Consider the following 15,090-nt stretch of genomic DNA (forward strand, 5'->3'; position numbering starts at 1 on the left):
ATAATGATTGTTTAAGTTAGTGCTATCTACCTATAAACGATATAGCTTTGTAAACAGCATTAAGACCTTCTAAACTTTGCGATGCTAGCTCAATCGGCTTCTTCCCCAAAAACGGCGAACTGTTATTTATCATGGTCATGAAACCGTAAACGTTCATTGGGTTAGAGAAAATGAGCCTGAGTTCTGCGTGAATATTGAGAATGAGCGATAAACGTTGTTCCAAAGGCGGAGAGAAGTTCAACGTTGAAGGTGAGTTAATAAAGTCGTCGAGGTCCGCATCTGATGCGAAACCAAGAATTGCGGTCTTTTCTGACGCGGTTAAGCCCCATCGATCAAGCAATGTGTTTATAGCTACGGTGACAGCAACCTTACTCTTGTTATCCATCAGTCTGTTCCAGTTTATCTTTCATATTCTCGGTCACTTATCATTCAGTAATTTGATAGCAAGTTTAAAGATTGAATCGTCACACATAATTTTGAAACGGCTTAGTTTCTTCTTGATCGCAGTTCTCGAAGTTTACAGGCACCAGCCTACTTCAATAATCAGGCCGTCATTCCAGTCGCAAGTCTAAAAATAGAGTTTTCGACTCTCTTGATGCCTTCCTCCGTTTGGCATAACTGGAGCGGTTTGGCGTCTAAACCCAAATTGTATTCAACGAACCATTTTTTTGCCCTACTTACCGAGCCAAAGTAGTTCGTCGCTAGGTACATTAAATCGGTTAGTTGCAAAAGGCGTCGCGACGGCGCTTTAGGAAGCCTGATCGGTTTATTGTAAATCTTCGTCGCAGTGCACCCAATGATACTGGCGAGTGTTTTTAGAGATATGCCGTAGTCAGCCGCTAACTTTCTGATCGACTGAGACGTAAAGCTATAGTCAATTATCGCTTTTGGGGCCGTATCGATGCTCATATAAACCTCTCGCCAGGCGTTTCTCCCAGGCTATTCATTAAATTGGCCCCTTTCTGTTATTTTTGATTTTACTCTGGAAAAATAAATCTAAACCGAATTGTGAAGAGCCAATGCTGTTCAAGAACTGATTCGTCATTGGAGTCAAACGCTCATTCGATAAACCGGCTGCTCTCATGAGAAACCATTTGCGAGTTATATGACGGTGGGGGTTAGTTAATAATTGGTACGTAATTCTGCGTATTTGATATTCAGTGACAGATTCCGCATAGCGATTCAAAAATAATAAAGTCAGCGGCATCTTGCGAATGTATTTTTCTACGGTCGAAGTATTGGGCAATTGATACATTAACCAGCGCTTGGAAGCTCGTGGGCGTGATAAATCATCCTCACTACTATATATGACACGAAAGAGAGACTTGGTGGTATTTACGTCTCTTTTTTCCCAGTCAACGTTGTCACTTGGGGCAGGTCGCTTGACTCTATATTGCTTATTTGTGGCTATTAGCCACTGCCGATCAGCGCGATAGATACGGGTATAAAGGGCAGGGTGAGAAGCCCGAGCAAATTTAGGCGATTGAGTTTGCAGACAACGCAACCAATTTGCTTTGTATTCATTTAAAAGTGCAGTGGGTAGCATTACAACAGTTGATACCGAGTCATACTTGCGAAGTGATTTAGCTTGGATAGCAGCGTTGTTAATACAATCAACTATGTTGAATTGGCCTTTTAAAAGCGCCGCGTTAACAACGATATGCTCGAGATACGAAAACGTTTTTCTGTGCTTTCTAAAGATAGAATGAAGCCAGTTACTCTGTGTATCGCTTAAAGATAAATTATATCGCTTTAACCACTCCGGGCTCCAATAGTCACTCACCATCGATTTTAGCGTTTCGAAATCGACATATATTCCTTTGGTGGCATCAAGATTACGGGCTAAATGTTTGTAGTAATTTGTCCACTGTCCAAGCTCTGGTGAGGGAAGGTCGGTATTCGATAATAATTGTTCGCATGCTTTACTAACTAATCTATCACTAGGCTGAATGTGAGCAGGCCTTGCTGTGCAACGATGGCGCGTCGTTGCAGGAAGAAATGAATGACGATGTTGCCCTTTTTTTATATTTGCTATCGACTCTAATGTACATTCATGAAAAACGCATACATCAGTGCCTATAATTTGTTGGCTGCGCATCCAGTATGGCTCACCGAATTGCTTGATTTGCGCTTCTAAACAGGCTGGGCAATATCGAAGCTCTTTAAGTTTAGGTATTTTACTAGCTGCGTATCCTGATGCCAGATGCAGGCCTAATCCGTTGTCTGATTTCATTCTCGTAATGCACTGTAAGCATCGCTCCGCAGGTATAAAAGGAGCAGCGAGAGGGAACAAGGTGTGTCTATTTATCAAGTCATTAGCGTTAACGTGGTTTAGCGCATCAGCAAGCGTTTCAAGATGACTAGAGTAAACCAACGAGGCCGCTATTTTTCGATTGTTATACAGTCTTTCAATAAGCGATTTGGGGCTTAAAATAGCCCCATGCAAACCTATCCGAGCTTGAAAACTGTAAAGCAGCTCATCCGGCAGAGGTGTTAAGTCAGTATTGCAAGACAGTTGGCTCACTCTGTATTTTCGCCAACTAATTTCGAAAAGTGGTTGCTCTGTGACGTCTCATCAAATTGCGGTGGAATACACTGTTTTTTAGATTTTTTTACTCTCTTAGATGGAGTAATGTGGTTCTTATCTGCATCGGCTAATAGCTTAATGACCAGCGGTAGTAGTGATTTTTTGTTCAAACTAGGATGCTCAGAAAACACGGCTTCAACGGCGGGTTGAGCGACCTTTTTTTCGTAGCCGCATTGGATTAAGCAATCCAACAGTGCTTGAACAACTGGCTCCATGGTTTCGATAACCGACGCCTTATTGCTTTCAATAATCGACTTGTTGAGCGATGCAATCTTTAGAACAATTTGCGGTTGTGGTAGATCAGCATATTCAGCAATGAGCTCAGGATTTTTCGAGCGTAAAGCGTTCATTATCGGATGAATCGGTTTGAAATCATCTTGATAAACGCGGTGAAATAGTTCGACCGAAATTTCTTCTTTTTGGCTTTTTATCGCTCTTAGTTGTACTTGAATATAAAGCTTAATAGCAATGTCTAAAATTCCCTGCGAACAATCAAACCAAACATCACTGATTTCAGGCGAAAGTGGCACTGATGGTCTATTTAGGTACTGATACTGCCAAAGTTTTTGGCTGAAATACGCCCAGAGTTGTTTACTCTCCGAATTGCTATCACTTTGCGTTTTCAGTGGATCCCACTCATCAAAACCAATGACTCGGCGCGCTAGAGCGAGATTAGACTCTAGACGTCCTTTTGCAGCTGGAGTGCCACTGAAAACCACCGGAAGCTTCACTGTGTTAATGAGAGACACTAAAAAACCAATAACAAGGTCTGAATCTTTTGTCTTTGAACGCCAACTTTGAAACTCATCAATAATTAGAATACCAATATTGAATCTCACAACGGCAGCTTGTATTTTGGCTAACATCGACTCCACGCTTTCACGGCGCTCTAACCAAACTGTGTCGGGTTTTTTCAAAGCTATGTTTAAAGCATCAAAGAAGTTTTTGCACAATACCTTGAGGCTGCTATTGTGCGGAAAATTAATATACAAATACGTTATCTGCGTAATTCCGAGCGTGTCATGAACGATTACCTGTGGATAGAGGGACAGTACTCGTTGTTCTGATATCGATTTTCCGGTACCAGGTGGACCGTAGATGGCAGCTGCTACCGGGGCTTTGTAATTGCAGGCGCTCTGGTTTGTGGGGATAACACTGCCCTTGAGCATATCTTCATAATTAGACTGCAACATCTGAGCGCTTAATTTTAAGCGAGGGTTTCTAGAAATGTATCCCTGTTTTATCTTACTGTCGATAAACTCGGCTAATTCGTAGTGTTGTGGCAGCGCGATAAACATATTCGATATCTCAGCAATCATCTCAGCCGCTCGAGTGTAAGCGGGTGAAGAGCGCAGCACAGAAGAAGGATAACAACTGAGTTTATCTAGTACCTCCCTGATTTCCCCCAACTTAGGTAAACATTCGATCAGCGGGTTACCTTCATAACTCGGCACGCCTGTTTCCTTGTATACAGCCGTTACACTGCCTTCGATTTTGCTAGTCATCATCAATTCCATTTGTTCCATCGTCGACTTCCTTGTCGTTGTTTAAGTTAAATAATTTGTTTAGTTCGGGATTAGCAAACTCATCCTGAGTTGCCGTGTATCCCTGATATTCATTACCCAAATGGGTATCCTGCTGTTCCACAGGAGAATATTCCATTACAATATTTTTCCGCTCATCTTCTCGAGCTGAATCTCGGTTTTTCGAAATTTCGCGCTTGGTTTGTGCAATTGTCTTTTTATCTAAACGTTTCTTTTCCTTTTTTGCACGTTGACTTATAGCGATAGTTTTTTCTTCTAGCTTACGTTTCTCTTCCTCTTCGAGCGCTTTATGGACAACGTTAGTCTCTTTTCTTGTCGCGATACGTTTTTCGACTTGTATAAATGAGTCATTTAAATAGGCTCTGGATTTCGATTTAATATTGCAAGCAACCGGTGGTTGGTTTGAATTTGGGATGATGACGTAAATTTGATTAACAAGCATCGGATCGTAGAGAACTTTCACACTTTGGGGTCTAGCAGTGTTATTTTTAATGCGTACAAACCACCCCAGTTTTTCTAGCGCTACAGATGTATAAAAGAGCCCTTTGTACCGAATGCCTTCGCGACTTACTGTTGCTTGTCCCCGCGGTAATACCGCAATTTTCAGTCTCTCTTCGTCAAAACTCTGAAAGCATCCCGTTCGATTTTCAATACCCCAATTCCAAACGTTTATGGGAGTCAGTGGCATATCGTCGGGCATATCTTGCTCGCAATCATAGTTTGTCATCACGTGACAATTATTTCTGAGGATAATTTCAGAAACAATGATTTCTTGAAGATCATCAAATGTTAAAGTAGCAGTCAAACGACCATCAATTGCGCCTGATTTTTTTGCACCAGGTTTTGACGATTTTCCGTCAAAATCGCCTTCGAAGGCATCTTGAATCACACCAAAATGACGCTCAACGACTCCTTTGGCGTCCGAGCGTCCACTGGCTGTATTTTCAATCCGCATACTGGTCGTTTCTGCAAGATGGCTTCCGTTTAAACCGAACAACTCTGCTTTGTCAGATATCAGTGCGTCTGGCAATTCGACTCCCGGCCAACTTGAGCAGACGCTTTTAGATATACTGTATTTCTCAAGAAGGTGAGTTTTATCTTGTAAGGCGGAAAGCAGAGAAATCGTTGCAGTACGAAATGACGGCGAATAAAAACCGATGTAAAAGCCTACGATTAATCGCGAAAATAAATCAATAACGATGTAAAGAATCGGCCTTCCTAGCACTCGAGTTCTATCATGACTACAAACAATATGAACATCGACAACAGTAGCATCTAACTCATATCGTGCGCCTGGGCCATAAGCAGAAACTGTAGCTGTTCCATTTAGCGTTCGCATATCTTTCATATAAACGCGATTGCCATAGCGCTTGGAAGAAGCATGTTCGATTGAGTAGTGATTTTGAAGTAAATGACGCAAGCTATCGATCGAAGGTATGTTATCGTCGCTGGTGTAACTATCATCATCTTTGCAATAAGTAACAAAACGTCGATATGTTTTCGTAAGCGAATACTTCTTAGCAAAGTGAAACGCTGTGATCGCGTTATGCATAAATTGCATGTGTAATTCGGTGCGGATCGCGTTTTGTTTTTTGCCATCGTGACGTTTACGCCCTGGCTTTTGATCGGTGAACTGTCGCCGCTTACCTTTTGCTCCACATTTGTGATAGTGAGTTGAAACCGCTTCGATGCATTGGCCAAACGTCCAATATGCTCGGAGAATCCGGTAGATTTTTACTTTCGAAATATTTCGTCGCATCATCTCAATAGTAATCAATCGTCCACGTTCTGAAGAATCCAATGCATCTTCAGATTCAACAATAGATTTGATGATCTCGTACCGCTCAGTCATCTCTATATGAGACTTTTCACGAGAATTAAGAGAAGCGGGAAGAGCATGATATTTATGCTCTTCAAGAAGGACTACCTCACCGCTTCTAAAGGAGTATTCAAGCTCATTTGTAGCAAATGGGATCGGAATGCCGTTGTTAGTATCTAGTTCAAATAAAAAGGTGTGAGCTAAATTGACTTTGATTACTCTAAAATTTTTCTCCTGCCATTTTATGACATCATTTTTAACAAAAATGGGGGCTGCTTGGTGCATTAACGCTAGCGAAGACATAATAATTACCTCTGCCTTACGGCGCTAAATTACTTTTAAAAACAACGTCGCAAGCCCGATTCTTAAAAAAGGGGATACTCATATCAAATTTTGCTAATCGCGTAGCGAACAACAGCCGTAGTTCAGATAGACTTGTTCCCCCTTGCTTTTCGCGCTGTTTGTCAATTTGAGACGCCACTCGAATCAAGTTACTGTCGTTTTTTCGTTTGAGAATTGATTTCCAAAATCCAGCAGTTTCTAATTGAGCATCTGTTACAGCATCGTTTGTCATCAAGGGGTGTAACCACTTAATATTCTCGATTTTTATCCTGTTTAGTGAACCTTCAGTCAACACCTGAAAATGTACCTTAGATTCTTGCCAAAAAGCCTGTTCAAGCGCGATTATTTCTCGTACGCGAGGCTTTCCTAATTCGCTTGAAGGCTTAACTTGAATCGCTAAAAGTGGTGAGGTTGGGTCTGAAACGGTTGCTAGAAAATCGGTCGTCAACATCATCTTTTCGCCGCGTATTGCGGGATGCTTTGCGCCAATACGCTCGGCAATTTCTAATGTCGAATCAAGAGAGAGGGGAAACTGCTCTCGTATATCGCTCACACTTTTAGACCACTCAAGTTGCAGAAATACTGATAACTCGAGATCGGATAAGCAATGAACGACCCGCTCTGATGTATGTGAATATACTCTATGAGAACGGCCATGCGAGGGGACGTTATAAACCATAAGCCATGGTTTATAATCTCTGCCACGACCTTGGCCTCGACCTTCCTTGAGCCACTTGTCATATACTTTTGAATTTTGATCATATCTTCCCATGATTCGATCTCCTGATATTGTTAGAAAATAAAGTTCTGAAACTTGTGCTGTTCCTTCAGCGGACGACAGAAATATAAACACAGATCCTTCAAAGATCAAAACTAAATTCTGTCTATAACTCCTTGTTATTTAACATTTTTGTTGTAGGATTTAGGTTTTTTAGCTTTTCGTTTTCACTGTTGATAAGAGTGAGCTTTCTACGATTTTCAATAACGATATTGATCTAAATCCCTGTGTTGTATGGGATAATATTTTCAGCTAGCGGAGAAAGTTGTGAAAATTAGCGAGGCTAAAAGGTGGAAAATGAACATTTTTTTAGAGGACTGAAAAAGATCAAAAAAAGATCTAAATTATTTTTCGATAGTCTCAAGGTTGATTAAAAAAAACACAAAAATCATGATTTGAGACTTTCCCCCAATTCAAATGATAATTGAAGAGGAATATTTCAACGTAAATATCGGTGTGAGCGGATAGCAATATCGGGAACGTTTATCAGGGCGGTGTATTCATGGCAGACCATTACTCAATAAAGAAGCGTCTTACCTTTTCTCTAAACAGTTTTCCAAACAGTCTATGGTCACCAGATTCATATCTCGCTCTTCCTGCAACAATACATGGTGTTATCCCAATCTCAGAAGAAGCAAGTCGAACGCTAGTGGCATCTTTTATTGAATCGGCATTCCACTTCTCTTTTGGAATTAACGCTTCTTGAGCCAATGCATCTGCTTCTTGTTCAACTTGATCTCCACCTTGAGCATCAAGATCATCCAGAAACCATTGTTCTGTTTTATCCAGATGCAAAGCGATATGTGCTAGTTCGTGCATTAGTGAAAACCAAAAGTTATCTAACCTGTCGTGCCTGAGTGTCAGCGCAACAACTGGGTTACCTTTATGAGCTAAACACACGGCACCATCGAGATAAGTCTTAGGTAAGTGAGGTTCAATAATAAGGTGGATCCCATGCTTGTTGAGATACTCTTTAGCTAAGACAGGCCCTTGCTCAGACCATGAAAGTTGAGCAAGTTTTCGCATCCATGCTTGGTTAACCGTATGCTTCAAATATTTATTTGTAAGTGTAACGTCCTGTGCTTTTTTCAAAACTCTTATTTGCCAAGCCCACAAAGCATATTGGTCTGTTTCTTTGTCGTTAGTACGCAAGTGTGCTGAAGTTCTTAGCAATGCTGGTGCCAGCTTAAAACCATTCGGGACGGATGAGATAAACGAGGTTAATGTCTCGGCACAGTATTCTTTCAAGTCTCTGGCAGAACCACTGAATCCATCAAAATAACCACGAGATCGCATTTCGGTAATAGGGAATGCTTCCCAATTGACATCGCTAGATATCGCTCTTTGATGTGCAGGCTCTTTAATCAATAAATCTAGTGAGATACCTAATCCTTCATGCAACTTACGGATCATATTTAGACTAAGGTTACGTGTGCCATTTAGTACTTCGGTAACCTTAGGTGCTGACCCTATGTAAGGAATTAAGTCTTTTTTAATTAACCCCTGTTGCTCCATTCGAAACTTTATTGCTTCAATAGGTTCAGGTGGATCAATTGGGAACGTTTCCTGTTCATACTTTTCAATTAAAAGAGCTAGAACCTCTAGCTCGTCTGATTCAGGAGAGTTAGGCTCAAGATCAAGATCCATCAAACTCACAAGTCGGGCTAACGCTTGTTCATGATCTTGTTTAGATTTAATTATCTTAATGTTTTTCATGTTCCCTTCCTAAAAGCGTTGCTTGTCGTACTGCGCATGGGTTCCAACCCACTCAACAACAGCAATGCCATTTTTATATTTAACTCTTACAACCAGTCGATAATGATTACCTTTGATATTAAAGATAACTTTATTGCCTGCTAGAAAATCTGCGCTGCTATATCGATTCTTAATGTCTTGAGTCGTTTTCCACTCAGATTTTGTTGCCTCATCGAACCAAGCATCTAGCGCCGCTTTTACATTCGCATGCTTTTGACTAAACTTTAAGAGTTTGTCTCTTCCTAAGACTTTCATTAAACCTCGAAGTTCCCTAAAAGGGAATTATAGTTATTATTTCCGAAAAGGGAAGCTAATTGTCGCAACAGATACTGTTCCAATAAACCATGCTGAGTTTATACCTACGCTTAAAATCAATACCACAAACAGCTTTGTTTATCAGTCATTTAAAATAAAATCGGCACCGCTTTCTGCTTGATTTTGTGTAAACACCTGCTTTGCCCAAAAAGCTTCAACATCAGGAACTCTAATCTGTTGTAACTGACTAAATAATTTCTGATACCAAAACTTCCACTCTTTTCGTTTCAAAGTATCAACAGTATTAGGTCGTGCTTCATCGCTTATTCTGCTTACAAGGTGGGCTGCATCTCTCGGACGAAGCTCGTCTTCTATGATTGCTTCAAGAGATCGAAATTGACCCTCTACACGGCTTCGAATTTCGTATACTTCATCCCATGTATTAAGCTTGTCCAGTAATACTCCGTCCAGCGTGTTCCAATTTACTTTTATGGTAGGCTCTGGGTCACGTAAGTTTTCAATTTCGATCTCAATTAAACCCTGCGCATCTTCGGTAAAGGGATAAAACGCTAATCGATCTGTGCCATTCTTGTGCTTAAACAAGTCTTTAGCTTTTTTTGCATCCTGATTACAAACATCGCAAAGTGGAATAAGATTATCTGGATGTACTGAAAAGATGGGATATTTCGATTTGCATAACTGGTGGTCATAGTCGGCACGCCACTGTTCACCGTCAGTGACAGCAGCTCTAAATGCTGCAAGCTCTTTCATACCGCACGCTTTGCATATGTTTCCGTTTACTAGCTGTGCTCGATAGTCATTAAAGTGATCTGTGATCTTTATACCACCAGATGCTGTGACAATAGGCACTAAATCTTTGGTTGCGCAATATAAGTGAGTACACAATGATTTCAAGGATTCTCGACAAGGCTTATTCATAAAGTCGAACAAATTTCTTTGAGGATTTTGAAAGAATATTTGAAGATCTTGGTTGTCCCTCATCACCTCAAATAATTGCTGTTTTGGATCATGACCAGCCGCTTGCAAGGCGTTGAATAACACTTCGTATTTATCACGAGTCGGAGTATTTGCCCAACAGGCATCCCCAATAGCGCTATGTGTAAAAAGTACTCGACCAAAGGCATTGGTAATAACAGATTGCTTGATAAAATGTAAAAGTTCTGCATTTAGTAATCTAAATACTTCAAATTTTGGTGTGTTGGGTGCTAAACAAAACAACATTATTGGCTTAACTTCCTTATTAAATAAGCTTTTTCAGCTGATAAGCCAAGATTTTCTTCAACCCAGTCTTTGGCGTGGTCATCGCCTTGTTTTAGCTGCTCACGAATTTCATCAATTACACTTTGTGATATCAATGAGCGCAGGTCAAATAAGTCCTTAATCAACACATCAAATGATGCACCATAAGTTTCATTTTGCGCCACTTTCATTTCAATTAAACCATCATCGCTACGGCGGAATTGATACACATTATTTCGCTTGAGCGAAGAAACCATAAAAGGCGAATGGGTAGAGATAAATAGCTGAGCTTTCTCATTGTCTATACCAATCGTATGTTCAACGAATGAATGAAAGTAGGTGCGCCAAGACGGATTAAGGTGAGTTTCAGGTTCATCAAGTAAAAACAATACTCTACTGTCTTTGTAAATTGAGGCCATGGATAAAATTTGAATCAGTTGCGCTTCACCGTCGGATAAATCATCAAATTCAATGCATTGCTGCCTATCTGTTAACTTGAGAGACAAAACAATAATTGGTGATTTCCATTTTTGTGGTCGTTTTACCGAACGATCGAAATTATCTTGTCTTAGTTGACGTTTGGTTTCGACTTGCCAAAAGTCCGCCGCCAGCAGTTGTAAACGGTAAAGCTTTTCGAATAACACTTGTGGTGTAAAAAAACTGTTTTCCAAAATGCTCTGAACACGGCTATCGCTAAAATCTATAGTGATTTCGCCTGCTAAGTAGTCCAATTCAAATTGGTTAAAAAAATCTTCAGAGGTTTTGCTCACTCTCGGTAACGTTTGGAAGTGGCAAGAGGGTATGTTGGCCAAACATTTTATCAATTTAGCTATATCTAACAAAGCACCGGCATCATGCGTGAATTTACGTAAATCATAACGTAGTGTCACCGAATGAATTTTATTGAAGCGCTGTTTTCCTTGCCAGATAGATTGCTGCTGGACATCTGCAAGCATACCCATGCTCGCCAGCATAAGTGCGGTGGTATCCTGATCAAAATACTTAAGGCGAGGTAAGACTGTTGATCTTAAACCAATATCGGCGTTATCCGACAGTGATGAATCTTTAGGTAAGATTGGAAATAACGCGGAATGACGAGTTTGATAATAGTGGTAAGCTTCTCTAAATTGACGTTCAAGCAATTCGATGTCCGATTCAGTCAGGTGCTTACCTTTTTCATTTTTCGCAGCATTAATTGCGGCGAATCGCTGTTCCCATTGACGCTTTACGTTCATCACATCCAAATACTGGATGTTATTTTTCATAAAGGCGCGTTGTAGGTTTTCATTTAGACCGGACGAATAACCTATAATCTGACTTGGCAGTATTTCTTCCTCTATGCCTGAATGTTCACGTGAATCAATATCGACTAAGGTGCCATCACGATAGAGTTTGATGATTCCCTGTTGGTCGATTTGAACAGCATAGGTGTTGGCGTGTTCTTCAGAGTCGTAAGCCTGATTAGTATAGCGAAGCTCAATCGCCAAATTTGAAAACCAATTGCGGCACTTGAAATCACTGCGCAGAAATCGTTCTAAATAACCAAAACTTTCTGCAATCAGTTCTAATAGTTGAGATTTACCAGAACCATTAATACCGATAAATGCAATAATATTGCCTTGTGCATTATCAAAGCTAAAAGTTTGGTCTTTCAAACCTTTATATTGCCCGTTCAGAGTCAGTGACAGCAAACGCATCAAACTTTTCTCCTTGCAGCTGTTTTCTTCTTGGGCATCTTTTTATTAGCAAGAGCTTCACGCTTGGATTTGATTTTTGCAAGCAAAACTTCGGCGCTGTTATCGCCACTGATTAGCTCAGAGTTGGCGGCGCGCCAATCGGCTGTGAGTTCACCGCAAAATGCTTTAGCTAAAATAGATTGAGTGAGGTTGTTAACCCGCTGCTGGGCTGCTTGTACTTGTTGTTCTATTTTATCGGCGTGGGCGAAGAGTTGTTCGACACGGCGGACGATCTCGATTTGTTCAGTTGATGTTGGAATACTGAGAGGAAATGCCTTCAATTTTTGGGCATTGATATTTGATTGGCTGACACCGTCTGACTTGACTCGATAGCAGTAATCTTTAGCGTCTGGGCTATTCAAGAGGTAATTCAGATACTCAGCATTCAAGTTTTTTTTGCACAGGATGCGTATTAAATAACCAGCATAAATTGCTTCTCTCTCCCCTCGATAAATTGACGTCTTACCAACTAACTCAGGGCTATTCGTTCGATTGAAAAGTACGTCACCAGGCAAAAGTTTGTATTTATCAATCTCTACAGGATCAGACGTATAAACAAGATTTGTCCAGTCCAACTTACCGTCTTGCAAATTACCCATTCTTAAAACAGGTACAGTTCCTTCTGGCTTTGATTTTGAAGATGAACCATAAGTAGGTTTTTCAACAAAATCACCTAAAGTGCCATCTACCCATGATTCAATATTTATATTTTGGTTATCCCGCCACTCCTCGGTCAACTTACCACTCACGGCGGCAGCGAGGACGGATTGGCGGAAGGTTTTTAGGATTTGTGGGATTCGGTCGAGGCGGGCTTTGGTGGTTTCCACCTGCGCCAGCAGGGTATCGAGTTTATCGGCTATGATTTTTTGTTCAGCTAGGGGGGGAGTCCGACAGGAAATGCCTCAATAAATGCACGAGGTACGCGACGCAAGCCCACCGCACCAGTCATGTTCGCGGCACCTTCTTGTAAAAATTTATGGGACTTTACGATAGAAAACAAAAATCGTGTTGAAACTTCTTTAATCGCTGGCCGAAGAACATAAAACTCAGAGCTTCCAGCTCCAATACCATTTGGTAATCCTCGAACAATAGCGGCTTTTCCATTTTCGAAACATGGAGTTACTTTAGCTACAATGACGTCATCATCTTTAAAGTTGGTATATGATTTTTTAATCTCACCCCATGGTTTTTCATCAAAACATAAGATCCCATTAAAATTTGTAGGGGCATGCGTCATCGGTATAAAACCAGATAATGTCTCTGGCTCAGCATCTAATTTTTTGGGGTTAACATCCGCAATATCAATTATTTTAGTTAATACCCATTCTTTAGGAAAATTAACTTCGCTCATCAATTCGCCCCTTGCAACGCTGCCAATAACTCAGCTAGCTCACCTAAGGCAGCGGTTAATTCGTCTTTGGCTTCTTTTGCCAACACATCCGGCTCTGGCAAGTCAGAAGCATCAACACTGTCTTTATCTTTAAGCCAAGAAATATCCAGTGAGTCGCCTTTGGTATTGGCAATCCAGTCTCGGGCAAAACAGCGCCAACGGCTGTGGACGAGTTTGTCATCCACGCCTTGGTTCTCTGCTACTTTCGTTTTATCAACACTGATTTGTTCAGCACCAAAACTGTATTCACCTTCGGCTCTTTTGGTAGTGCCGTCGGCCTTATCACCGAACACATCTTCAAACGGTTTAAGGTGTTGCTCTCCAAAGGGCGTGCGTTTACCAAAATTTGGCATATTGGTACGCAAGTCATAGACCCACACGTTTTGGGTGCAGTTTTTGTCTTGTAACTTGTCGGTGGTGCTGCCTTTAGTGAAAAACAGCACATTAGTTTTCACTCCAGCGGCGTAAAAAATTCCGGTAGGTAGGCGTAATATAGTGTGTAAGTTGCACTTGTTCATTAAATCGCGTCGAATTTCGGCTCCTCTCCCGGCCTCAAATAATACGTTGTCGGGTAATACTACAGCTGCACGGCCACCGGGTTTTAAGTTTCGGTAAATGTGCTGCAAAAAGGCCAGCTGTTTGTTTGACGTATCGTAAGTGAGATCGTCGCGGGTGATGCTTGCATCGCCACCTTTGCTGGTGCCAAAAGGCGGGTTGGCCAAAATAACATCGGCTTTGGCTAAGCTTGCACCTACTTGCCCCAAGGCATTGCCCAAATGCACCACACCTTCGTCGTCACCTTCCATGCCATGTAATAAGCAGTTCATTAAGGCTAAACGGCGGGTTGAAGGCACCAGTTCTACACCAATAAAGGCTTTGTTCTTTTGAAAATTTTTATCTTTGTCGCTTAAGTTATATAAATCATCAGTATGGTCTTTGATGTACTGGTCAGCAGCAATTAAGAAACCGGCAGTACCTGCTGCTGGGTCTTGCACTACTTCGCCAGCCTGAGGTTTAATGCATCTGACGATCGAATCTATTAAGTCTCGGGGTGTAAAATACTGGCCAGCGCCCGATTTGGTTTCGTTTGCATTTTTCTCTAATAAGCCTTCGTATAAATCACCTAAACCGTCTTTTTGTACACTGAACCAATCGATTTGATCGAGGGTTTTAATCATCTGCTCTAAATGGCGCGGCTCACGTAATCGGGTTTGGGCGTCGGCATAAATGGCACTGATGAGAGGGTCTTCATGTACGATAACCTCTTCAACTTTATCTTCGCCACTTGGTTTTTCAGCTTTTACTACAGTCGTGCGCTTGCCGGTGGATAAAGCAAGTAGAATAGCTTTGTAGTCGTTAAGCAGATTAATGCCTGATTTACTGCTCAAGTCTGTCCACCGGCAGCCCTCGGGTAAGGTGTGTTTATCTAAGGTCTCAGCTTCGGTGTTTTCGTGTACCATTTTAATAAACAGCAGTAATACTAATTCAGTTACGTAGTCGCTGTAGTTAATGCCGTCGTCGCGCAATACATCACATAAATTCCATAGTTTTTGCACGATACTGTTGTTGGTCATGGGTGTTCCTAATTATTAAGTTTAGCCGTGTCTGATAAGTTGAAGCCAGG

General features: G+C 41.3%; 13 protein-coding genes. All 13 read right to left on the reverse strand.

From position 1 onward, the window contains the following. Window positions 1–22: 22 nt before the first annotated feature. A complete protein-coding gene (locus GPLA_RS03815; RefSeq protein ID WP_040513870.1) occupies window positions 23–385 on the reverse strand; it encodes a hypothetical protein in 363 nt (120 codons plus the stop codon). Window positions 386–543: 158 nt separating this feature from the next. Then, window positions 544–909 carry an antitoxin Xre/MbcA/ParS toxin-binding domain-containing protein gene (locus GPLA_RS24295; RefSeq protein ID WP_040513871.1) on the reverse strand — a complete coding sequence of 122 codons (366 nt, stop codon included), beginning with the start codon at window positions 907–909 and terminating at the stop codon, window positions 544–546. A 37-nt stretch (window positions 910–946) separates the two neighbouring features. Further along, the gene (locus GPLA_RS03825) at window positions 947–2,524 is read right to left on the reverse strand and encodes a TnsD family Tn7-like transposition protein (RefSeq protein ID WP_007103509.1); all 1,578 of its coding nucleotides are present in this window, start codon (window positions 2,522–2,524) and stop codon (window positions 947–949) included. Continuing rightward, window positions 2,521–4,113, reverse strand: coding sequence for an ATP-binding protein (locus GPLA_RS03830; RefSeq protein ID WP_007103510.1), 1,593 nt, complete (start codon window positions 4,111–4,113; stop codon window positions 2,521–2,523). The genes GPLA_RS03825 and GPLA_RS03830 overlap by 4 nt, the downstream gene beginning before the upstream one ends. Next, complete coding sequence (locus GPLA_RS03835) at window positions 4,085–6,253, reverse strand: Mu transposase C-terminal domain-containing protein (RefSeq protein WP_007103511.1); 2,169 nt, start codon at window positions 6,251–6,253, stop codon at window positions 4,085–4,087. Before GPLA_RS03835 ends, GPLA_RS03830 begins: the two co-directional genes overlap by 29 nt. Window positions 6,254–6,269: 16 nt before the next feature. Continuing rightward, window positions 6,270–7,163, reverse strand: coding sequence for a TnsA endonuclease N-terminal domain-containing protein (locus GPLA_RS03840; RefSeq protein WP_226993051.1), 894 nt, complete (start codon window positions 7,161–7,163; stop codon window positions 6,270–6,272). A 420-nt stretch (window positions 7,164–7,583) separates the two neighbouring features. Further along, window positions 7,584–8,786 (reverse strand): ImmA/IrrE family metallo-endopeptidase, encoded by a 1,203-nt coding sequence (locus GPLA_RS03845; protein ID WP_007103513.1) that lies wholly within the window; start codon window positions 8,784–8,786, stop codon window positions 7,584–7,586. Window positions 8,787–8,795: 9 nt separating this feature from the next. Next, window positions 8,796–9,080: a type II toxin-antitoxin system HigB family toxin gene (locus GPLA_RS03850; RefSeq protein ID WP_007103514.1), complete on the reverse strand. Its 285-nt coding sequence runs from the start codon at window positions 9,078–9,080 to the stop codon at window positions 8,796–8,798. Window positions 9,081–9,221: 141 nt separating this feature from the next. Beyond that, entirely contained in the window at window positions 9,222–10,322 is a 1,101-nt protein-coding gene (locus GPLA_RS03855) for a hypothetical protein (protein ID WP_007103515.1), read from the reverse strand. Continuing rightward, a complete protein-coding gene (locus GPLA_RS03860; RefSeq protein ID WP_007103516.1) occupies window positions 10,322–12,037 on the reverse strand; it encodes an AAA family ATPase in 1,716 nt (571 codons plus the stop codon). The genes GPLA_RS03855 and GPLA_RS03860 overlap by 1 nt, the downstream gene beginning before the upstream one ends. Then, complete coding sequence (locus tag GPLA_RS23870) at window positions 12,037–12,903, reverse strand: restriction endonuclease subunit S (RefSeq protein WP_007103517.1); 867 nt, start codon at window positions 12,901–12,903, stop codon at window positions 12,037–12,039. Before GPLA_RS23870 ends, GPLA_RS03860 begins: the two co-directional genes overlap by 1 nt. 47 nt (window positions 12,904–12,950) lie before the next feature. Continuing rightward, window positions 12,951–13,427, reverse strand: a complete 477-nt coding sequence (locus tag GPLA_RS23875; RefSeq protein WP_007103518.1) for a restriction endonuclease subunit S — start codon at window positions 13,425–13,427, stop codon at window positions 12,951–12,953. Next, on the reverse strand, window positions 13,427–15,040 hold the full coding sequence (locus GPLA_RS03870; RefSeq protein WP_007103519.1) for a class I SAM-dependent DNA methyltransferase: 1,614 nt from the start codon (window positions 15,038–15,040) through the stop codon (window positions 13,427–13,429). Before GPLA_RS03870 ends, GPLA_RS23875 begins: the two co-directional genes overlap by 1 nt. Window positions 15,041–15,090 lie beyond the last annotated feature (50 nt).

Origin of the sequence: Paraglaciecola polaris LMG 21857 (assembly GCF_000315055.1) — a bacterium.
Lineage (GTDB): Bacteria > Pseudomonadota > Gammaproteobacteria > Enterobacterales > Alteromonadaceae > Paraglaciecola > Paraglaciecola polaris.

Excerpts from the sequence above, each read along its gene's own strand:
- GPLA_RS03815 (WP_040513870.1), bottom strand. The coding sequence starts at position 385 with ATGGATAACAAGAGTAAGGTTGCTGTCACCGTAGCTATAAACACATTG.
- GPLA_RS24295 (WP_040513871.1), bottom strand. The coding sequence starts at position 909 with ATGAGCATCGATACGGCCCCAAAAGCGATAATTGACTATAGCTTTACG.
- GPLA_RS03830 (WP_007103510.1), bottom strand. The coding sequence starts at position 4,113 with ATGGAACAAATGGAATTGATGATGACTAGCAAAATCGAAGGCAGTGTA.
- GPLA_RS03835 (WP_007103511.1), bottom strand. The coding sequence starts at position 6,253 with ATGTCTTCGCTAGCGTTAATGCACCAAGCAGCCCCCATTTTTGTTAAA.
- GPLA_RS03845 (WP_007103513.1), bottom strand. The coding sequence starts at position 8,786 with ATGAAAAACATTAAGATAATTAAATCTAAACAAGATCATGAACAAGCG.
- GPLA_RS03850 (WP_007103514.1), bottom strand. The coding sequence starts at position 9,080 with ATGAAAGTCTTAGGAAGAGACAAACTCTTAAAGTTTAGTCAAAAGCAT.
- GPLA_RS03855 (WP_007103515.1), bottom strand. The coding sequence starts at position 10,322 with ATGTTGTTTTGTTTAGCACCCAACACACCAAAATTTGAAGTATTTAGA.
- GPLA_RS03860 (WP_007103516.1), bottom strand. The coding sequence starts at position 12,037 with ATGCGTTTGCTGTCACTGACTCTGAACGGGCAATATAAAGGTTTGAAA.
- GPLA_RS23875 (WP_007103518.1), bottom strand. The coding sequence starts at position 13,427 with ATGAGCGAAGTTAATTTTCCTAAAGAATGGGTATTAACTAAAATAATT.
- GPLA_RS03870 (WP_007103519.1), bottom strand. The coding sequence starts at position 15,040 with ATGACCAACAACAGTATCGTGCAAAAACTATGGAATTTATGTGATGTA.